This is a genomic window from Kitasatospora sp. Xyl93, assembly GCF_055383135.1.
On the sequence record NZ_AP029185.1, the window covers coordinates 1119386 to 1139161 of the forward strand.

General features: G+C 74.8%; 20 protein-coding genes. 11 read left to right on the forward strand and 9 right to left on the reverse strand.

Annotation, left to right across the window (positions count from 1 at the left end; all coding sequences use genetic code 11):
* Positions 1-13: 13 nt before the first annotated feature.
* Positions 14-997: an adenosine deaminase gene (locus tag ACZ5GH_RS04780; protein WP_464333523.1), complete on the reverse strand. Its 984-nt coding sequence runs from the start codon at positions 995-997 to the stop codon at positions 14-16.
* Positions 998-1139: 142 nt separating this feature from the next.
* Here ACZ5GH_RS04780 and ACZ5GH_RS04785 point away from each other — a divergent pair, with 142 nt between their 5' ends.
* Both ACZ5GH_RS04785 and ACZ5GH_RS04790 read left to right on the forward strand, forming a co-directional pair.
* Positions 1140-1421, forward strand: coding sequence for a DUF6158 family protein (locus tag ACZ5GH_RS04785; protein WP_360339450.1), 282 nt, complete (start codon positions 1140-1142; stop codon positions 1419-1421).
* A gap of 122 nt (positions 1422-1543) precedes the next feature.
* Positions 1544-2932, forward strand: coding sequence for an NADP-dependent succinic semialdehyde dehydrogenase (locus tag ACZ5GH_RS04790; protein ID WP_464333524.1), 1389 nt, complete (start codon positions 1544-1546; stop codon positions 2930-2932).
* A gap of 30 nt (positions 2933-2962) precedes the next feature.
* Here ACZ5GH_RS04790 and ACZ5GH_RS04795 read toward each other — a convergent pair whose 3' ends face one another.
* Both ACZ5GH_RS04795 and ku read right to left on the reverse strand, forming a co-directional pair.
* Positions 2963-3262 carry a hypothetical protein gene (locus tag ACZ5GH_RS04795; protein ID WP_387751880.1) on the reverse strand — a complete coding sequence of 100 codons (300 nt, stop codon included), beginning with the start codon at positions 3260-3262 and terminating at the stop codon, positions 2963-2965.
* Positions 3263-3319: 57 nt separating this feature from the next.
* Positions 3320-4321: a non-homologous end joining protein Ku gene (gene ku / locus ACZ5GH_RS04800; protein WP_464333525.1), complete on the reverse strand. Its 1002-nt coding sequence runs from the start codon at positions 4319-4321 to the stop codon at positions 3320-3322.
* Positions 4322-4466: 145 nt separating this feature from the next.
* Here ku and ACZ5GH_RS04805 point away from each other — a divergent pair, with 145 nt between their 5' ends.
* The 3 genes from ACZ5GH_RS04805 (at position 4467) to ACZ5GH_RS04815 (ending at position 7806) form a co-directional block, all read left to right on the forward strand.
* On the forward strand, positions 4467-4703 hold the full coding sequence (locus ACZ5GH_RS04805) for a hypothetical protein (protein ID WP_387751874.1): 237 nt from the start codon (positions 4467-4469) through the stop codon (positions 4701-4703).
* Between the two features lie 289 nt (positions 4704-4992).
* Positions 4993-6432 carry an amino acid permease gene (locus tag ACZ5GH_RS04810; RefSeq protein WP_387751871.1) on the forward strand — a complete coding sequence of 480 codons (1440 nt, stop codon included), beginning with the start codon at positions 4993-4995 and terminating at the stop codon, positions 6430-6432.
* Between the two features lie 195 nt (positions 6433-6627).
* Positions 6628-7806, forward strand: a complete 1179-nt coding sequence (locus ACZ5GH_RS04815) for a helix-turn-helix domain-containing protein (RefSeq protein WP_464333526.1) — start codon at positions 6628-6630, stop codon at positions 7804-7806.
* 157 nt (positions 7807-7963) lie between these two features.
* Here ACZ5GH_RS04815 and ACZ5GH_RS04820 read toward each other — a convergent pair whose 3' ends face one another.
* Positions 7964-8731, reverse strand: a complete 768-nt coding sequence (locus ACZ5GH_RS04820) for a S1 family peptidase (protein ID WP_464333527.1) — start codon at positions 8729-8731, stop codon at positions 7964-7966.
* 163 nt (positions 8732-8894) lie between these two features.
* Between ACZ5GH_RS04820 and ACZ5GH_RS04825 the strand changes: the two genes are divergently transcribed.
* The 3 genes from ACZ5GH_RS04825 to ACZ5GH_RS04835 all read left to right on the forward strand — a co-directional run bounded on the left by ACZ5GH_RS04825 (position 8895) and on the right by ACZ5GH_RS04835 (position 12171).
* Positions 8895-9725: an EI24 domain-containing protein gene (locus ACZ5GH_RS04825; RefSeq protein ID WP_464333528.1), complete on the forward strand. Its 831-nt coding sequence runs from the start codon at positions 8895-8897 to the stop codon at positions 9723-9725.
* Positions 9726-10264: 539 nt separating this feature from the next.
* Positions 10265-10936, forward strand: coding sequence for an aggregation-promoting factor C-terminal-like domain-containing protein (locus ACZ5GH_RS04830; protein ID WP_387751860.1), 672 nt, complete (start codon positions 10265-10267; stop codon positions 10934-10936).
* A 230-nt stretch (positions 10937-11166) separates the two neighbouring features.
* Positions 11167-12171 carry a glycosyltransferase family 2 protein gene (locus tag ACZ5GH_RS04835; RefSeq protein WP_387751858.1) on the forward strand — a complete coding sequence of 335 codons (1005 nt, stop codon included), beginning with the start codon at positions 11167-11169 and terminating at the stop codon, positions 12169-12171.
* Between the two features lie 33 nt (positions 12172-12204).
* On the opposite strand, the gene ACZ5GH_RS04840 is transcribed toward ACZ5GH_RS04835, so the two are convergent.
* On the reverse strand, positions 12205-12831 hold the full coding sequence (locus tag ACZ5GH_RS04840) for a hypothetical protein (protein ID WP_464333529.1): 627 nt from the start codon (positions 12829-12831) through the stop codon (positions 12205-12207).
* Between the two features lie 121 nt (positions 12832-12952).
* Here ACZ5GH_RS04840 and ACZ5GH_RS04845 point away from each other — a divergent pair, with 121 nt between their 5' ends.
* On the forward strand, positions 12953-15844 hold the full coding sequence (locus ACZ5GH_RS04845) for an FAD-binding and (Fe-S)-binding domain-containing protein (protein ID WP_464333530.1): 2892 nt from the start codon (positions 12953-12955) through the stop codon (positions 15842-15844).
* Here the strand turns inward: ACZ5GH_RS04845 and ACZ5GH_RS04850 are convergent.
* Together ACZ5GH_RS04850 and ACZ5GH_RS04855 are read right to left on the reverse strand one after the other, a co-directional pair.
* Positions 15841-16347, reverse strand: coding sequence for a hypothetical protein (locus ACZ5GH_RS04850; RefSeq protein ID WP_464333531.1), 507 nt, complete (start codon positions 16345-16347; stop codon positions 15841-15843). The genes ACZ5GH_RS04845 and ACZ5GH_RS04850 overlap by 4 nt on opposite strands.
* A gap of 42 nt (positions 16348-16389) precedes the next feature.
* On the reverse strand, positions 16390-16893 hold the full coding sequence (locus ACZ5GH_RS04855; protein ID WP_464333532.1) for a DUF1453 domain-containing protein: 504 nt from the start codon (positions 16891-16893) through the stop codon (positions 16390-16392).
* 71 nt (positions 16894-16964) lie between these two features.
* Between ACZ5GH_RS04855 and ACZ5GH_RS04860 the strand changes: the two genes are divergently transcribed.
* Both ACZ5GH_RS04860 and ACZ5GH_RS04865 read left to right on the forward strand, forming a co-directional pair.
* Positions 16965-17585 (forward strand): TetR/AcrR family transcriptional regulator, encoded by a 621-nt coding sequence (locus ACZ5GH_RS04860; protein ID WP_464333533.1) that lies wholly within the window; start codon positions 16965-16967, stop codon positions 17583-17585.
* Between the two features lie 32 nt (positions 17586-17617).
* A complete protein-coding gene (locus ACZ5GH_RS04865; protein WP_464333534.1) occupies positions 17618-18028 on the forward strand; it encodes a PaaI family thioesterase in 411 nt (136 codons plus the stop codon).
* A 108-nt stretch (positions 18029-18136) separates the two neighbouring features.
* Here the strand turns inward: ACZ5GH_RS04865 and ACZ5GH_RS04870 are convergent, their stop codons facing one another.
* A complete protein-coding gene (locus tag ACZ5GH_RS04870; protein WP_387751838.1) occupies positions 18137-18586 on the reverse strand; it encodes a CBS domain-containing protein in 450 nt (149 codons plus the stop codon).
* An 82-nt stretch (positions 18587-18668) separates the two neighbouring features.
* Complete coding sequence (locus ACZ5GH_RS04875) at positions 18669-19661, reverse strand: slipin family protein (protein WP_464333535.1); 993 nt, start codon at positions 19659-19661, stop codon at positions 18669-18671.
* Positions 19662-19776: the final 115 nt, after the last annotated feature.

The following is a 19776-nucleotide window of genomic DNA, read 5'->3' on the forward strand; positions in this document are numbered from 1 at the left end:
CGCGCGAAGAGGATCAGAAGGCGTACGCCTCCACCTCGGCGAGGAGTTCCTCCCGGCGCCGCTCGCTGATGAACGAGGCGCGGAAGGAGTTGGCGGCCAGCAGCCGCATGGTCTCCCGGTCGAGCGCGAGGGCCTCGCGCACGGCGCGGAAGTTGTCCTCCACGTACCCGCCGAAGTACGCCGGGTCGTCGGAGTTGACGGTGACCAGCAGGCCGGCCTCCAGCATCTCCCGCAGCGGGTGGTCGGCGAGGGTGTCGACGCAGCGCAGCCGGACGTTGGAGAGCGGGCAGAGGGTCAGCGGGATCTGCTCGCGGACCAGCCGGGCGACCAGCTCGCCGTCCTCCAGGCAGCGCAGCCCGTGGTCGATCCGCTCGACGCCGAGGACGTCCAGCGCCTCGGTGACGTACGAGGCCGGGCCCTCCTCACCCGCGTGGGCGACCCGGCGCAGCCCGGCCTCGGCGGCCCGGCGGTACACCTCGCGGAACTTCACCGGCGGGTGGCCGACCTCGGCGGAGTCCAGGCCGATGCCGGCGATCCGGCCGAAGTAGGGGCGGGCGGCCTCGAAGGTCTCCAGCGCGGACTCGGCGGACTCGTCCCGCAGGAAGCACATGATCAGCTGGGTGCTGATGCCGTACCGCTCCTCGCCGCGCTCCAGCGCCCGGGTCAGCCCGTCCACCACCACGCCCAGCGGCACCCCGCGCGCGGTGTGCGCCTGCGGGTCGAAGAAGATCTCCGCGTGGCGGACGCCCTGCTCGGCCGCCCGGGCCAGGTAGGCGTCGGCGAGGTCGGCGAAGTCGTCCTCGGTGCGCAGCACGGCCATCAGCGCGTAGTAGAGGTCCAGGAAGGACTGGAGGTCGCTGAAGGAGTACGCCTCGCGCAGCGCCTCGGTGTCGGCGTACGGCAGCTCGACGCCGTTGCGGGCGGCGAGCGCGAAGGCGAGTTCGGGCTCCAGGGTGCCTTCGATGTGCAGGTGGAGTTCGGCCTTGGGAAGCGGCATGTGCGATCTGTCCGAGCTGTAGCGGGTGGTCCTGGGAGGTCGTGAAGGATTCATCCTATGATCCGAGCGCTGATGAACGGGTGCACCGACGACGCTCCGCGGGCACCCTGGAGGAGGGGACTTCCGCCGAGGAGGCACCGAGATGCGGCACGCAGACGACCCGCACATCCGGCCCGCGGGCATCTCCCCGCACGCCCTGGGCAACGACACGCTGCTGCACGAGCTGGAGCAGCTCCACCGCACGCGCCACGAGACCTTCCTGTACGGCTCGGAGGAGGCGTTGAAGCGGCACACGCTGCGCACCGGGGAGCTGGAGGCCGAGTACCTGCACCGCTTCCCCAACCGGCAGGTGACCGCCGCCCGGACCAGGGCCGGGGCCCGCGCCCGCGAGGCGGCGGCCCGGGTGGAGTCGCTGCCGGAGTGACCGCGCCCGACCGCGCGCCCGCCGGGACACGCCGGGCGCGCGGTTGGCGTGCCCGGAGCCGGGCGGTCGGGGAGGGTGGGAGGGCAGATCCACCGGACCCTCACCCCTCCTGGGAGCCCCGCATGCCCATCGCCAGCGTCAACCCCGCGACCGGCGAGACCGTCCAGACCTTCGAAGCGCTCGACGCGGCCGGCGTCGAGCGGCGGCTGGCCCGCGCCGAGGCCGCCTTCCAGGGCTACCGCGGCACCTCGTTCGGTGCCCGCGCCGAACTGCTGCACCGCGCCGCCGACCTGCTGGAGCGGGACCAGGAGGCGATCGCCCGCACCATGACCGAGGAGATGGGCAAGCCGCTGGCCGCCGCCCGCGCCGAGGCCGCCAAGTGCGCGAAGGCGATGCACTGGTACGCGGACAACGCCGAGGCGCTGCTCGCGGACGAGCACCCGGCCCCGGCCGACGTCGCCGACTCCGGCGCCGTCCGCGCCTACGTCCGCTACCGTCCGCTCGGCCCGGTGCTGGCCGTGATGCCGTGGAACTTCCCGTTCTGGCAGGTGGTCCGGTTCGCCGCGCCGGCCCTGATGGCGGGCAACGTCGGCCTGCTGAAGCACGCGTCCAACGTGCCGCGCACCGCGCTGGCGATCGAGGAGCTGTTCCGGCGGGCCGGCTTCCCGGAGGGCTGCTTCCAGACCCTGCTGATCGGCTCGGGCGAGGTGGAGGGGGTGGTCCGGGACCGCCGGGTCGCCGCCGTCACCCTCACCGGCAGCGAGCCGGCCGGGCGGGCGGTCGCGGCCGCCGCCGCGGACGAGGTGAAGAAGGCCGTCCTGGAGCTGGGCGGCAGCGACCCGTTCGTCGTGCTGCCGAGCGCCGACCTGGACGCCGCGGTGCGCACCGCCGTCCGGGCCCGGGTGCAGAACAACGGCCAGTCCTGCATCGCCGCCAAGCGCTTCATCGTGCACACCGACGTGTACGACCGCTTCACCGCCGCCTTCACCGCGGCGATGGGCGCGCTGAAGGTCGGCGACCCGATGGACGAGGCCACCGACGTCGGCCCGTTGGCCAGCCGCCAGGGCCGGGACGACCTGGAGGAGCTGGTCGAGGACGCCCGCACCCGCGGCGCCCGGGTGGAGTGCGGCGGCGGGCGCCCGGAGGGCTGGGACACCGGCTGGTTCTACGAGCCGACGGTGCTGACCGGCATCACCCCGGCGATGCGGATCCACCAGGAGGAGACCTTCGGCCCGGTCGCCACCGTCTACCGGGTGGCCGACCTGGACGAGGCGGTGGCGGTCGCCAACGACACCCCGTTCGGGCTCAGCGCCAACGTCTGGACCACGGACGCGGCCGAGCGGGAGCGCTTCGTCCGGGACATCCAGGCCGGCGGGGTGTTCTTCAACGGGATGACGGCCTCCCACCCGGCGCTGCCGTTCGGCGGGGTCAAGCGCTCCGGGTTCGGGCGGGAGCTGTCCGGGCACGGGATCCGGGAGTTCTGCAACGTCACCACGGTGTGGATCGGCTGAGCCCTCCCGGACCACGCCCTCCCGGCCGGGTCAGGACGCCATCCGGTGCCGGCCCGGCCCCGGGGTCATCCAGCGGGCGATCACGCCGACCATGGCGACGATCGTCAGGCCCCAGAAGACCGCCATCGGCACCAGCACCGGCAGCAGGCTCACCTGGGCGGCGATCATGCCGAGGCCGACCGAGAGCGCGATCATGAACGTCACCACGGTGGGGCTGAGGCTGAGCAGCCAGTGCCAGGCGCGGTGCCCGAAGCCCCGGGCCCTGCGGGCTTCGGGGCCGGCGTCGGCGTCGGCCCGGGCGTCGATCTCCTTGTAGGTCAGCAGGTCCATCGGGATCGCCTCCAATGCTGGACGGCTGGACGGTGGGGGAGCCTGGCCCCGTGGGGGTCAGGAGGCCTTGCGGGGTGACGAGGACTTCCGGGTGGTGGTCTTCTTCGCCGTCGAACCGCTCGCGGCGGACTTCGCCGAGGTCTTCGTGGCACCCTTCCCGGAGGTCGCCCCGGAGGACTTCGGGGCCGTCTTCGCGGCGGTCTTCTTCGCCGGGGCGCGCTTGCGCGGCGCGGGCTCCTCCTCGGCGCCGGCCTCCCCGGCCTCCCCGGCCCCGCCGCCCCGCCCGCCCTTGGCCTGCTTGAGGCTGCTGCGCAGCGCCTCCATCAGGTCGATCACGTTGTCCGGCGCCTCGCCCGGCTCCTCCTCGTGCGGGACCTCCACGCCCTCCAGCCGCGCGGTGATCACCTGCTGCAGCGCCTGCTGGTAGTCGTCGTGCAGCTGGGACAGGTCGAAGTCCTCGGAGAGGGTGTCCATCAGCGACCGCGCCATCTTGAGCTCCTGCGGCCGGACGGTGACGTCGTCCTCGGGCGCGATGCCGGCCGCCGGGCGGACCTCGTCGGGCCAGATGCAGGTCTGGAGCACCAGGGTGTTGTCGTGCACCCGCAGCACCGCGGGCGACTCCCGGGTGCGCAGCGCGATCTTGGTGACGGCGATCTGCCCGGAATCGGTGAGCGCGTCGCGCAGCAGGGCGTACGGCTTGGCGGCGGCCTTGTCGGCGACGCCCACGTAGTAGGCCTTGGAGAACATCAGCGGGTCGATCTCGCCCTCGTCGACGAAGGCCAGCACGTCGATGATCTTCTTGCTGGGCAGCGGCAGGTCGGCGAGGTCCTCGTCGGAGAGCGTGACGGTCCGCCCGTCGGGGGACTCGTACCCCTTGGCGATCTCCGCGTACGGGACCTCCTTCTCCTCCCGCTCGCAGTACCGCTTCATCCGCACCCGGCCGCCGTCCTTCGCGTGCACCTGGTGCAGCGGGACGTCGTGCTCCTGGGTCGCGGAGTAGAGGTGGACGGGGATGCTGACCAGCCCGAAGCTGATCGTCCCCTTCCAGGTGGTCTGCATGGGGTCGCTCCTGACCGGCGCCGGGTACCGGCCGGCACCGAGCACGCTCGGGATGCTCCTACGACATGCCCCGAGAGTCCCACTGTGCCCGGATTTGCGAGGATCGGCCACACCGCGCCGACAATGGGCCGAGGAGGTCGATGCGATGACCGTCCGGAGCCGGGAGGACCGGCACGACCCGGGCCGGGAGCCGCCGCCGGAGCGGTACGGCTACCTGGTGACGTACGCGGTGCGGGGCGAGCCCGGCGTACGACGCGCGGAGGTGACCGTGCTGCCCGGATACTCACAGGAGGAGGACATCCCCCGGATCCTGGCCGCCCGGCTGACCGGGCGGCCGGCGGACGGGGCCTCGATCACCGTCCTCGACGTGCGGCCGGTCTGACCGCCCCCCGCGGCCGGTCCGACCGCCCCACCCAGGGCCGATTTGAGCCCCAGCAGAGCTTGGCGACCTGCCCGATCACTGACGGTGCGTCAGATCTGAGGTTTCCATGCCACCTTTCCACCCACCCTGACCAGGCCTTTTGCGTTCGGTGAGCGAACAGTTATCAAAGGATTGTTCCGATACTCGGGCGTAGAAGTTAGGTTGCGACGCAATGCGCGGGCAAGTCCCCCACCCTCCGGCGCGACGAGCCGAGGGTCACACCGCGCTGGAAAGGCACAGGGCACCCTTGATGAGTGCGGACACCACCAAGCCCACGACGGCCACCGAGCCCCCCCACCGGTCGGAGCCGATCGGACACGGCGGCGACGGCCACCTGAAGGCCGGGCTCAAGAACCGCCACCTGTCGATGATCGCCATCGGCGGCGTGATCGGCGCCGGCCTCTTCGTCGGCTCCGGCGCGGGCATCGCGTCCACCGGCCCGGGCATCCTGCTCTCCTACGCACTGGCCGGCGCGCTGGTCGTGCTGGTGATGCGGATGCTCGGCGAGATGGCCGCGGCCGACCCGCAGAGCGGCTCGTTCTCGGCGTACGCGGACCGCGCGCTCGGCCGCTGGGCCGGCTTCTCCATCGGCTGGCTGTACTGGTTCTTCTGGGTCGTGGTGCTCGCCGTCGAGGCGACGGCCGGCGCGAAGATCCTCAACAACTGGGTGCCCGGCGTGCCGCAGTGGGGCTGGGCGCTGATAGTGATGGCGGTACTGACCGCCACCAACCTCTTCTCGGTGGCCTCCTACGGCGAGTTCGAGTTCTGGTTCGCCGGGATCAAGGTGGTCGCGATCGCCGCCTTCCTGGTGATCGGCACCCTCGCCGCCTTCGGTCTGCTGCCGGGCACCCACTCGGTCGGCACCAGCAACCTCACCGGCCACGGCGGCTTCCTGCCGCACGGGGTGGGCGCGGTCTTCACCGGCATGCTCACCGTGGTCTTCGCCTTCATGGGCAGCGAGATCGTCACCCTGGCCGCCGGCGAGTCGGAGGACCCGGAGAAGGCGGTCAGCAAGGCCACCAACAGCGTCATCTGGCGCATCGGGATCTTCTACCTGGGCTCGATCCTGCTCGTGGTCACCCTGCTGCCGTGGGACTCCGCCGAGGTCAAGGCGAGCCCGTACGTGGCGGTTCTGGACCACATCGGCATCCCGGGCGCCGGCCAGGTGATGGACGTGATCGTGCTGACGGCGGTGCTGTCCTGCCTCAACTCCGGGATGTACACGGCCTCCCGGATGGCGTTCTCGCTCGGCCAGCGCGGGGACGCGCCCAAGGCCTTCGCCACGGTGACCTCGCGCGGCGTGCCGCGGGTGGCGATCCTCTCCTCGGTGGTCTTCGGCTTCGTCGCGGTGTTCTTCAACTACACCTCGCCGGACACCGTCTTCGCCTTCCTGCTCAACTCCTCCGGCGCCGTCGCGCTCTTCGTCTGGCTGGTCATCTGCGCCACCCAGCTGCGGATGCGCAAGATCATCGAGCGCGAGATGCCCGAGCGGCACACCGTCCGGATGTGGCTGTACCCGTACCTGACCTGGACGGCCATGGGCATGATCGGGTTCGTCATGGCGTACATGTTCACCGACGCCGACGGGCGCAAGCAGATGTACCTGTCGCTGGTCGCCGCAGCCATCGTGCTGGCGGCCTCGGCCGTGGTGGGCCGACGGCGGCGGGCCGCGGTGGCGGCGGGCTCCTGACCCGTCCGCCCCGCGCGGGAACGCCGGGCCCGGGAGCCGTTGCGGAGGCTCCCGGGCCCGGTGCCGTTCCCGGCGTACGGGGTGGCCGGGAGCCGGGCCCCGGCCACCACGCATCCCCAGTTTGACCAAGGCACGTCAAAGGGGATACCAGGGCATGACGCTCCCCCACGAGCCCCCGCCCCTCCGGGAGACCCCGTGCCGCCCCTGCCCGCCCCCGCACCGCCCCCGCCACCCCCTCCGCGCGCGCAACCCGAGGCCGCGCGCCTGCGCTTCGGCCACCGGCTGCGCCACTGGCGCGAGGCCCGCGGGCTGAGCCAGGCCGAGGTCGGCCGACTGCTCGGCTACCACGACTCACTGATCAGCCGGGTGGAGAACGCCCGCCGCTGGCCGCCGCCCGGACTGCCCGCCCGGGCCGACGAACTCCTGCTCGCCGGCGGCGAGTTGGCGGCCCTCTGGCAGTCCGTCCACCGGGAACGCGAACGCCTCGGCGCCCGCGCCGCCGCCGCCCGCCCACCGCTCCCGGCCGCCCCGGCCCCACCGGACGACGCCACCGTCGAGGCGCTCGCCCAGCTGCTCGCCGCCTACCGCGCCACCGCGGCCCGGCTCGGCGGCGAGGAACTGGCCGCCGTCCTGGAGCACCACGCCCACACCCTGCTCGGCCGGGCCCTCCCGGACCCGCGCGACCACCCCGGCGCCGGGTCGCTCGCCGCCCAGTACGCCGAACTCGCCGGCTGGGCGCACTTCGAGGGCGGCCGCCACGCCCGGGCGCTCAGCTGGTACGCCACCGGCCTGGAGTGGGCCCACGCGACCGGCGACCGGGCCACCGCGGCCGCACTGCTCGCCCGGCAGAGCACCCTCTACTGGTGGCACGGCGACGACGCCACCGCGCTCGCCCTGGCCGACGCCGCCCGGAACACCGCCCCTCCTCTGCCCGGGCCGCGGGCCTGGGCCGCCGTCGTCCAGGCCCACGCCCACGCCCTGGCCGGCCGGGCGCCGCAGGTGTCCCGGGCCCTGGAGGACGCCCGGCGGCTGACCGGCGCCGCGCTGCGCTCCGGCGAGCCGACGCCCTGGTCGGCACGCGCCGACCTGGTCCTGGCCGTCGCGCACGGCACCTGCCAGCGGGACCTCGCCGTCCGCACCGGCCGCGCCGGCCACGCCCGCGCCGCCGCCGACCGGCTGGAGGCCGCCCTGCGCCTGCTCGACCCGGCCGCCCGTCCGCGCGACCACGCCCTGGTCACCGCCCGCCTGGCCGGCGCCCACGCCCTCGGCGGCCGCGCCGACGCCGCCGTCGGCCTGCTCGCCCTGCTGCCCCCGAACGCCACCGGCCGGATCGCCCGCGAGCGGCGGCGGGCCGAGGAGTGGCTGCGCGGGTGACCGCCCGGACGCGGGGCGCCCCGCCCGCCGTGCCGCGGCGTCCGCTCCGCCACGGCCCGGCGGGGCCGGCCACCACCTGGGGAAGTGGTGGCCGACCCCGCCGGACCGGATCGGCCGGGACGGGCGCCGGTTCGGCCGGCGCCCGCGCCGGGTCGGCTCAGAGGCCGGCCGCCGCCGCGGCGATGTCGGCCGCGTAGGTGCTCACCTGGGAGTAGACCCCCGGGTAGCCCGCGCGGGCGCAGCCGTTGCCCCAGCTGACGATGCCGACCTGGATCCAGCGGCCCGCCGTGTCCTGGCGGACCATCGGGCCGCCCGAGTCGCCCTGGCAGGTGTCGACGCCGCCCTGGTCGACGTAGCCCGCGCAGATCGAGCCGGCCCTGTTCAGGCCCGGGTAGGCGCTCTCGCAGCCGGCGTCGTCGACGAACGGCACGGTGGCCTTGAGCAGGTACCGCTGCTGGGCCCCGCCCTCGCGCGCGGCGCCCCAGCCCATGATGGTGAAGGTGCCGCTGTCGTAGGCGGTGGTGGTGGCGATCGGCAGGGTGCTGACCAGGCTGCTGTTCACCGGCGAGGCCAGCTTGATCAGCGCCCAGTCGTCGCCGTTCTCGGCACCGGTGAAGCCCGGCGACTGGTAGACGTACGAGGAGCGGACCTTGATCGCGCTGCCGCTGCGCAGGTCGACCGCCCCGAAGGTGGCGGTGATGCTGCTGTTGGCGCCGGTGCCGTCGACGCAGTGGGCGGCGGTGAGCACGATCTGCGGGGTGTAGAGCGCGCCGCCGCAGCCCATCGAGAGCCGCGCCATGAACGGGAACTCGCCCTGCGCCGCCCGCGTGCCGCCGACCACGCCGGGGGACGGTGCGGGCGAGGCGGCGGCGGGCAGCACGAGCAGGCCGGCGCCGAGCACCAGGCCGGCCAACAGACTCGTCATTCTGCCGAGTTGACGCTTCATCGAGCTCCTCCTTGACAGGTGGGGGAGCACCGAGAGTGGCCCGGCGGACGGTGCGGCAGGAGGGTCCGGACCTTGCCGGTCGAAACTGGCAGGAACACGGCAATGCGAGGTTCCGGGCGGGGAGGCCCTAGGGTGATCGCCCATGCGAGATCTTGTGGCGGGGACGAAGTACCTGATCGCGGGCCAGAAGTGGGTGGGCCGGCACGGCCGCTGGTGGGGCTTCGGGATGCTGCCGGCCCTGATCGCCCTGGTCGGCTACGTCGTCGCGCTCGCCTTCCTCGGCGCCTGGTCCGTGGACCTCGCGGCCTGGGCCACCCCGTTCGCCGACCACTGGGGCTCGCCCTGGCGGGACCTGCTGCGCGACGCGCTCGCCGCGATCGTCTTCGGCGGCGGCCTGCTGCTCTCCCTGCTCACCTTCACCGCCGTCACCCTGCTGGTCGGACAGCCCTTCTACGAGGCGCTCTGCGCCGCGGTGGACGAGAGCGAGGGCGGCGCGCCCACCCCGCCGGACATCCCGGTCTGGCTCGAACTGCTGATCGCGCTGCGCGACAGCGTGTACGTGCTGGCGCGGGTGGCCGCGTTCGGCGTGCTGCTGTTCGCCTGCGGGTTCATCCCGGTGATCGGGCAGACGGTGGTCCCGGCGCTCGGCTTCCTGGTGTCCGGCTTCTTCCTGACCGTCGAGCTGACGGCCGTCGCCCTGCAGCGGCGCGGGGTGCCGCAGCCCGAGCGGATCCGGCTGCTGCGCGGCCGGCTCGGGCTGGCGCTGGGCTTCGGCACGCCGCTGGTGCTGGCGTTCCTGGTGCCGCTGGTCACGGTGCTCGCCATGCCGGGGGCCGTCGCCGGTGCCACCCTGCTGGCCCGCGACCTGGTGCCGACGACGGGGCAGGACGCGCCGGAGGAGGAGACGCCCGCCCCCGAGCAGCCCTCCGCCCCCGCGCGGCCCGTCCCCGGGAATCCGTACGCGAGCTCCTGAGTCCGTGACCGTCCGCTCACGCTGCGCCGAGCTTCCGGCCGTCCACGTGTGAGCCCGCCCACAGCGGGTGCGCCATCTACGATCCCCGATAGTGGAACTGCGGCCCGGGGCCCGCTCACCAGTGGGCCCCGGGCGCCGCGGCCGGGCCGCCCCCGACCGCGCTCCTCCTGAAGAACACAGGCCACCGCGGCTGTCGCCCTTGCGATCCGCCGTGGTCGCCGGCGTCGATCCCCAGATGGGCAATCCGGGCAAATCCCTCCGAATTCTCCACCGGACCCCGCCGTGACCGCCCCGCAGCCACGATCCGGCGTAGTAGGTGACGCCTTTGCCACCCGTCCCCGGCCCTGCCAAGAATGGCCCGTCGCCAGGCAGCGCAGCCGATCACCTCCGCCGCCGCGCAGCCCGCCCGCCCCGCCGCTTCCGCCGGGGCGCCACGGCCGTCCAGGGCGGCCGCACCGGCCCCGCTGACCCGGAGCCCACGCGACGCCCGCCCCCGGTGCCACCGGCACGGCCCCCGACGGAGAAGGATCGTCCGCCCCATGCAGCTCAGCCATGCCCGCCGCAACTCCCTGATCACCGGCGTCGCCACCCTGGTGGTCGCGAGCGCCGCCACCGCCGCCCTCGCCGTCCCGCAGGCCGGGAGCACCACCGAGGCCGCCCCCGTGGCCGCCGTCTCGGTGGACGGCGCGCCGGTCGCCGACCAGGGCCGGGGCCAGGCCGACACCGCTGACACCGCTGCCGCCGCCGAGCAGGCCGCCCAGGAGGCCCGGGCCAAGGCCGAGGCGGACGCCGCCGCCCAGGCGCAGGCGCAGGCCGCGGCCCAGGCCCAGGCGCAGGCGGACGCCAAGGCCAAGGCCGACGCCGAGGCCGCCGCCTCCCGCTCCCAGGAGCGCAAGAACCTCGACAGCGCCCCGGCCGCCTACTCCGGCACCCCGCAGCAGATCGCCGCGCAGATCGTCCCGGCCGGCCAGCTCCAGTGCTTCAGCAACATCGTGTTCCGCGAGAGCAGCTGGAACCCGCTCGCGGTCAACGCCTCCTCCGGCGCCTACGGCCTGGTCCAGGCCCTGCCCGGCTCCAAGATGGCCTCCGCCGGCGCCGACTGGCGCACCAACCCGGCCACCCAGATCAAGTGGGGCCTGAACTACATGAACACCCGCTACGGCAGCCCCTGCGCCGCCTGGTCGTTCTGGCAGGCCCACCACTGGTACTAGGCCGAACCCTGGCACCAGGCCGACCGTTCGGCTCCCGGGCCCGCGACGCACCCCGCGTCGCGGGCCCCGGCGCACCCCCGGCGCGCATCGCCCCAGGTCGGGAGCGTGGACACGGCCGGAAGGCGGCGTGAAGATATGGCGTACGCTCGTACGATTTGCCACTGATTGCTCGTAATTACGCGCCGTCAGGCCTTTGCCACGGTTCGCGAGCCCTCTTACGCTCCGGCGTCATGCCCTCACCCCTGATCAGCGTCGTGGTCCCCGCCTACGACCAGCACGAACAGCTCGCCGACTGCCTGGACTCGCTGCTCGCGCAGTCCCTGGCCGACGTCGAGGTGATCGTCGTCGCCGACCGCTCCCCCGAGACCGCGGGTGGGCTCGCCGACGCGTACGCGGCCCGGCACCCCCGGGTGTCGGTGCTGCACCTGAACGCGGCGGTCGGGGTCGGGGCGAGCCGGAACGCGGGGGCCGCGCGGGCGACCGGCGAGTACCTGCTCTTCCTGGACGCCGACCACCTGCTGCCCCGGGACGCGCTCCAGACGCTCGCCGACCGGCTCCGGCAGACCGGCCCGGTGGACGTGCTGCTGTTCGGCCACTCCCGCCGGCACCAGGACCGGGACTGGCCGGGCGGGGCCGAGGCGCTGCTCGCCGAGGCCGGCCCCGAGCCGTTCGCGCCCTTCGACCGGCCCGCGCTGTTCGGCGCGCCGCCGCTGGTCTGGGACCGTCTGCTCCGGCGCGGCCACTGGGAGGAACTGGGCCTGGCCTTCCCGCCCGGCCGCTACGAGGAGGTCCCGGTGGCGCACGCCGCTCTGCTCGGCGCCCGGAAGGCCGCCGTGCTGGCGCGCGAGTGCGTCCAGCTGCGCCGCCGGGAGACCGTCCACCCGGCGAGCGGCCCGGGCAGCAGCGTCTTCGACCTGTTCGAGCAGTACGAGCGCAGCTTCGCCCTGCTGGAGGACCAGCCGCACCTGTACGCGGTGCGCGACGCGCTGTTCGTCCGGATGGTCCGGCACTACCTGTTCGTCTTCGACCTGGCCGGCTGCGTCAGCCGCGCCGAGCGGCCGCAGTTCTTCCACCGCGCCGCCGAGCACCACCGCCGCTTCCAGCCACCCGGGCACCGCCGGCCGGGCGGCCGCGAGGGGATCAAGTTCTCGCTGCTGGCGGGCGGGGCCTACCCGGCCTTCGAGGTGGCCAAGCTGTCCCACATCGCGCGCGGCACGCTCACCGGGCGGAAGTAGCGCGGGCAGCGGAGCGGCGGCCGGGCGGGCCGCTCAGGCGTGCGCGGTGCCGCCCCCGGCGGCCATCGCGGCGGCGATCCGGCGAGCCCGCTCGGCCCGCACCGCGGCGGGCAGCGGCGGCAGCACGTCCATCCACAGCGGCAGCGTCGAGCCGCGCAGCTGCGCCATCCCCTCGGGCCGGGCGAGGATCCACAGGTGCAGGTGGGCGGCGCCGTCGCCCCAGCGGTTCACATGGACCCGGCCGACGCCGCCGAGCGACCGTACGGCCCACTCCACCCGCTGGAGCATCGGCCCCAGCGCCGCGGAGAGTTCGGCCGGCAGATCCAGCAGGTCGTGGTGGGCGCGCGGCCAGAGCAGCAGGGTGGCGGGCAGGCCGTCCGGCTGCTCGGTGGTGCCGAGCCGCCAGTGCTCGTCCGTCCACAGGAAGTCGGTGTCCGGGCGGGCGCAGTCCGGGCAGCCGTCCGGGCCGTCCTCGCCCTGCCGGGGCGGCTCGGGCAACTCGGGCGCCCGCAGTCGCCGGACGGTCAGCTCGCCCTCGTACGGGAAGATCTCCCAGGACGGCGCGCCGTCCGCCGGGAAGGGCAGCGGCTCGCCGATCGGGAGGTGGGCGAGGTAGGCGTCGGGGCCGGCCGGGTCCACGGCCGCGGGTTCGTCGATCATGACCGCCGAGACTGTCATACGACACCCCGTCGGCGGTACCCCCGTCGTGCCCGGTGCCCGGCAGGCCGCGCGGCTGCGATCATCGGCGGAGCCGTCGCCGCACCCGCCCGGGAGGTCCCTGGTGAGCCGTCCGTCCGCCGTCCCCGGGGCCGCGTTGGCCCGCGAGCTGGCCGCCGTGGTGCGCGGCGAGGTCCGCTTCGGCGCCGCCGAGCGCACCGTCTACAGCCACGACGCCTCCAACTACCGGCAGTTGCCGCTCGGCGTGGTCAAGCCCGCCGACCTCGACGACGTGCGCACCGCGCTGGCGCTCTGCCGTGAGCACCGGGTGCCGGTGGTGGCGCGCGGGGCCGGGACCAGCATCGGCGGGCAGGCGATCGGCCCCGGCGCGGTGGTGCTGGACTTCCGCCGCCACCTGGGCGCGGTGCTGGAGCTGGACCCGGAGGCCCGCACCGCGCGCGTCCAGCCGGGCACCGTGCTGGACGACCTCCAGCGCGCCGCCCGGCCGTACGGGCTGCGCTTCGGCCCGGACCCGTCCACGCACAGCCGCTGCACCCTCGGGGGCATGATCGGCAACGACTCCTGCGGCTCGCACTCGCTCGCCTGGGGGCGCACCGCCGACAACGTCGAGCGGCTGGAGCTGCTGCTCGCGGACGGCACCGAGCTGACCGTCGGCGGGCGGCTCGGTGCGGACGAGCGCGCGGCGCTGCGCGCGCTGCCCGGCCGGGCGGGGCGGCTGCACGGCGAACTCCAGGAGTTCACCGACCGCAACCTCGCCCTCATCCGGCGGGGCCTGCCGCGGCTGCCCCGCCGCACCTCCGGCTACCCGCTGGACGCGCTGCTGCCCGAGCACGGCCACGACCTGGCCCGGGCGCTCACCGGCACCGAGGGCACCTGCGCGCTGCTGCTCGGCGCCACCGTCCGGCTGGTCGAGGACCCGCCCGCCCGGGCCCTGGTGGTGGCCGGCTACCCCGACGAGGGCGCCGCCGCCGACGCCGTCCCGGCGCTGCTGCCGTACGGTCCGCTGACCGCCGAGGGCATGGCCGCCGACCTGATCGCCGCGCTGCTCGCCGCCGGGCCCCGCCCGCCCGCGCTGGACCGGCTGCCCGCCGGCGAGTGCTGGCTGTTCCTGGAGACCGGCGGCGCGACCCCGTTGGCCGCCTACCAGGCCGCCCGCCGGCTCGCCGACGCGGTGCGCCGCGAGCGCTCGGCCACCGTCGCCCTGGTCACCGACCCGGCCGAGCAGCGCCAGCTGTGGGCCGTCCGGGAGGCAGGCGCGGGGATCGTCACCCGGCTGCCCGGGGGCGGCGAGGCCTGGCCCGGCTGGGAGGACTCCGCCGTCCCGCCCGAGCGGCTCGGCGACTACCTGCGGGACCTGCGCGCCCTGCTGCGCCGGCACAGCCTGCACGGCGTCCCGTACGGGCACTTCGGCGACGGCTGCGTGCACCTGCGGATCGACTTCCCGCTGGACGAGCCCCAAGGGGTGCTGGTCTTCCGGGAGTTCCTGGAGGAGGCGGCCGATCTGGCGGTCTCGTACGGCGGTTCGCTCTCCGGCGAGCACGGCGACGGACAGGCCCGGGCCGAGCTGCTGCCGCGCATGTACCCGCCCGAAGTCATCGGCCTGTTCGGCGAGTTCAAGCGGATCTGGGATCCGGAGAACCTGCTCAACCCGGGCGCCCTGGTCGATCCCCGGCCGCTCGACGCCGACCTGCGCTTCGTCACCGCCCCGCGCCGCACACTGCCGCTGGCCCTCCCGTACGAGCAGGACGGCGGCAGCCTGGCCAAGGCGGTGCACCGCTGCGTGGGCGTCGCCAAGTGCGTGGCCCCGGGCAGCGGGGTGATGTGCCCGAGCTACCTGGCCACCGGCGAGGAGCGGCACTCCACCCGGGGGCGGGCCCGGCTGCTCGCCGAGCTGCTGCGCGGGGAGGCGATCCCGGACGGCTGGCGTTCGGAGGAGGTCCGGGAGGCGCTGGACCTCTGCCTGAGCTGCAAGGGCTGCGCGAGCGACTGCCCGGTCCACGTCGACATGGCGACCTACAAGTCCGAGTTCCTGTACCAGCACTACCGGCACCGGCCGCGTCCGCCCGCGCACTACTCGATGGGCTGGCTGCCGCTCTGGCTGCGGGCCGCCGCGCTCGCACCCGGGGCCGCCAACGCGCTCGCCCGCTCGCGGGCCGGCGGGCTGCTCAAGCGGCTCGGCGGGATCGACCCGCGCCGGGTGCTGCCGGTCCTGCCGCCGGAGACCTTCACCGCCTGGTACCGGCGGCACCGGGCCGCCCACCCGGCCCCGGCGGGCGCCCGGCCGGTGCTGCTGTGGCCGGACACCTTCTCCGACCGCCTCCAGCCGAACGTGCTCCGCTCGGCCGTCGAGGTGCTGGAGCACCTGGGCTTCGACGTCCGGCTGCCCCCGGGCCCGGTCTGCTGCGGCCTCACCTGGTACTCCACCGGCCAACTCGGCACCGCCCGCCGGGTGTTGCGGCGCAGCCTGCGGGTTCTGGCGGCAGCCCGGGTGCCGGCCGACACCCCCGTGGTCGGCCTGGACCCGAGCTGCACGGCGACCCTGCGCGAGGACCTGCCCCGACTGCTCGGGGCGCAGGGCCGCCCGCTCGCCGACCGCACCCGCACCTTCGCCGAGTTCCTCGACGAGTACGCCCCGGACGCCCCGCTCCCGCGGATCCCGCTGGCCGCCGTCACCCAGACCCACTGCCACCAGCACGCGGTGCTCGGCAGCGCTGCCGACCGCCGGGTGGAGGCCCGGCTCGGTCTGGACAACCGGGTGCTGGACGCCGGCTGCTGCGGCCTGGCGGGCGACTTCGGCTTCACCCGGGGCCACTTCGAGGTGTCCGAGGCCATCGCGGAGCGGGTGCTGCTGCCCGAGGTCCGGGCCGCCGGGCCCCGGACGGTGGTCCTCGCGGACGGCTTCAGCTGCCGCACCCAGATCGCCCAACTCGCCGACGGGCGGCAGGCCCTGCACCTGGCGGAGCTGATCGCCCGGGCTCTGCGGGACGCCGGTTAGGCGTGCGCCGCGAGGAAGGCCCCGGCGTGCGCCGCGGCCTCCTCCCGGGTCCGGTGGGCGATGGCGGCCTCACCGCGCTCCCCGTCCGCACCGACGGCCGTCCAGCGCCAGCCGCCGCCGGCCTCGTCCTCGGCGAGATCGACTGTCCCGCCGAACAGGTCGAGCGAGCCGAGCCGGGCCGCCGGACGGCTGACCGCCGCCGGCCACTTCTTCCGGGCGCCCTGCCGGGTGATGCCCCAGGCGGCGCCGAGCTGCTCGTAGCTGGCGCCGTAGGAGCCCGCGGTGGCGGCCGCGCCGGCCGTGAGCCGCTTGACCTCCGCGTCCACCAGTTTCCAGGCGGACAGCACGGAGAGCGCGACCTCGACCGGTTCGGCGTCCCACATCCGCTCCGCGGGCAGGCCGGTCGCGCGGGCGCGCACGGCGATGGCGAGGGGGTCAAGGGCGTCGAGAAGGGCCTTGGCCAGCTCGACCTGTTCCTCATGGGTGATCTCCACAGCGACCATGCCGACAACTGTAGTTACCAGCCTCGCCATTGACAACCAGAGTTACCGACGAAGTCGGTCCAGCGGGCTCGCACCCCGCCGCTCGGGCGCGAACGGGACACCCGAAACGACTCCCCGACAGCCCACCACCAGGGCCTCTCCCAGGAAGCCCACCCCGATCGACAGCTGGACCGGCCGGGCATCCGGGGCCAGGCCGTAGTACCCGGCCAGCGCGGCGAAGCCGGCCATCACGGCCAGCGAGAGCGCCGCAACCAGGAAGGTGCGCCCGGTGTAGCGCTGCCACAGCACGCCCTCACGCTCGTAGACCCGGATGGTGGCGCCGCGCACCGCCCCCAGCGCGACGCCGAGCACGGCGCCCGCCGCGATCCAGCCGTAGTCCGACACCCGCAGGCCGGGCCGCTGGGCGACCGTCCACCCGCCGAGCCCGGTGAGCACCACCGGCGCGCCGAAGAGGTCCCGCGCGTTGAGCGGTTCGCCGCGCAGCCGCCGGATCACCACCACCACGACCACGACGGCGATCAGCCCCGCGTACACCCAGCCGTTCATCCACTCCCCCGGTTTTTATGGCTCGACCGCGCTAAATCAGCAATTTAGCTGGCCCGTGCTATAACGGCAACATGCCGAAGATCGTCGACCCCGCCGAACGCCGCCAGGCCGTCGCCGACGCCGTGCTGCGCGTCGCGGCCCGGGAGGGCCTGGAGCACGCCTCGCTGCGCAACGTGGCCGAGGAGGCCGGGCTGGCCGTCGGCTCGGTGCGGCACTACTTCGCCGGCGGCTCGGAGCTGATGATCTTCGCGATGCGCGAGCTGGCCCGGCGGATCGAGGCCCGCGTCCGGGTCCACGCCGCCGCCCTGCTCGCCCCGGCCCCCGGCACCGACCGGCGCGAGCTGGTCGCCGGGCTGCTCGCCGAGACCCTCCCGCTGGACGCCGAGCGCCGGGAGGAGTCCGCGCTCTGGCTGTCCTTCGTCACCGCCGCCCGCACCCGGCCCGAGCTGCGGCCCCGCGCCGCCGAGCTGCAGGCCGGCCTCGACGACCTGGTCCGGCGCGTCCTCGTCGAGTCCGAGCGCTCCGGCCGCCTGGCCCCCGGGCTCGACCTCGCCGTCGAGACCCGCCGGCTCTCCGCCCTGCTGGACGGACTCACCCTCCAGGCCGTCCAGCACCCCGACCTGGTCGGGCCGGACGAGCTGCGCGCCGTGCTGCGCCGCCACCTCGACACCCTGGCCGCGCCGGCCTGCTGACACCGCGCCGACACGCCCGGCACAATGGCGCGATGACCCTCACCACCGCCGCGGCGGACCAGGTCCTCGCCGACCACTTCGCGCCCTGGGTGCAGGCCCTGGGCCTGTCGACCGTCGAGGCCGGCGAGCGCCACGCCGTCCTGCGGCTGCCCTGGTCCGACCGGCTCGCCCGCGAGGGCGGCGCCCTGTCCGGCCAGGCGCTGATGGCCGCCGCCGACACGGTTTGCGTGATCGCCGTCGCATCGGCCCGCGGCGGCTTCGGCCCGATGACCACCGTCCAGCAGTCCACCAGCTTCCAGCGCGCGGTCCTCGACCGGGACGTCCTGGTGCACGCCCGGATCACCAAGCTCGGCCGCCGGATCGCCTTCCTCGACGTCGCCCTCGCCCCCGAGGGCGACGAGGACCCCGCCGCCCACGCCACCGCCGTCTACGCCCTGGGGTGAGCCGGCCGGCCCCCGGCCTCCTCGTCCCGCCCCGGCCGCCCGACCGGCGCGGCCGCGGCCCCCGCCCGGTGCGGCGCCGGGGGCGGGGGCCGCGTGGGCACGGCGGGTTCAGCCCTGGGCCGCCCCCGCGGGCGCCTCCTCCGCACAGACCGCCGAGACGAACTCGGCGACCCGCGCCTGCGGCAGGCCGCGCGCGATGTCCGCCTCGCTGATCATGCCGACCAGCTTGTGCTCCGGGTGATTGATCACCGGCAGCCGGCGCACCTGGTACTGCTCCATCACCCGCAGCACCTGCTCGCAGTCCTCGTCCGCCTCCACCGTCATCGGCCGCCCCTGCGCCAGGTCGCCCGCCGTCACCGACGCCGGGTCACGGCCCTCGGCGACGCAGCGCAGCACGATGTCGCGGTCGGTCACGATGCCCACCAGCTTGTCGCCCGGCCCGCAGATGGGCAGCGCGCCCACATGCCGTTCCCGCATGATCCGGGCTGCGGCCGCGAGCGTCTCGTGCTCGCGGACGCACTCCGCGCCCGGGTGCATGATGTCGCTGGCTCTGGTCATGGTCCGCCTCCTGACCTGGCTTCCCTTCCCCTCGTCCATCCTGGTCCGGGCGGGGGGCCGACGCCACCGGGGCCCGGTCCGCTCACTCCCCCCCGGCCGGTCCGGTCCGGCCGTCGCGCTCCGGCCGGCCGTCCGGCGACTCCGGACGGTCCACCGGCAAGTGCTCCAACACCTCTTCCAGGGGCGGCAGTTCGTGCTTGGTATGGTCCGGTTCCAGCTCCTCCTCCGGGACCTCGCCGCTCTCCACCGCCTCCTCCGCGGCCTTCGCCCCGGCCGCGGCCGCCGCGGCCGTCAGCAGGTTCCGCTGCTGGACCTCCGTCGCGCTGTCCAGGAAGCGCAGCAGCTCCACCGGGAAGGGCAGCACCAGCGTCGAGTTCTTCTCCGCGGCCACCTCCACCACGGTCTGCAGCAGCCGCAGTTGGAGCGCGGCCGGGGTCGCGCTCATCACCGCCGCGGCCTCCGACAGCCGCTCCGAGGCCTGGTACTCGCCGTCCGCCGTGATGATCCGGGCCCGCCGCTCCCGCTCGGCCTCCGCCTGCCGGGCGATCGAGCGCTTCATCGACTCCGGCAGCGCGACGTCCTTGATCTCCACCCGGTCGATCTCGATGCCCCAGCCCAGCGCCGGGCTGTCGATCATCAACTCCAGCCCCTGGTTGATCGGTTCCCGGTTGGCCAGCAGGTCGTCCAGCTCGCTCTTGCCGATGATCGAGCGCAGCGAGGTCTGCGCGACCTGGGAGATCGCGAAGTTGTAGTCCTGGACGTTGACGGTGGCCTTCACCGGGTCCAGCACCCGGAAGTAGACCACCGCGTCCACCCGCACGGTCACGTTGTCCCGGGTGATGCCCTCCTGCGCCGGGATCGGCATCGTCACGATCTGCACGTTCACCTTGCGCAGCCGGTCCGCGATCGGCAGCAGCGCCACCAGCCCGGGATCGCGCACCTCGTCGCGCACCTTCCCGAAGCGGAACACCACGCCCTTCTGGAACTGCTGGACGACCCTGATGCTCATGCCCGCCCAGATCGCCCCCAGGCCGACGAGCCCTCCGACGGCACCCAGCACCGCATCGACGATCATCGCGGCCTCCTCGCGGCCTGCGCGCACACCGGCGCGTCCGGCCGCCGCCGACCCGGACCGGCCGGGGACCGCCGGAGCAACTGGTTCCACGCTACGCCTGCCCGGCCCGCCCCGG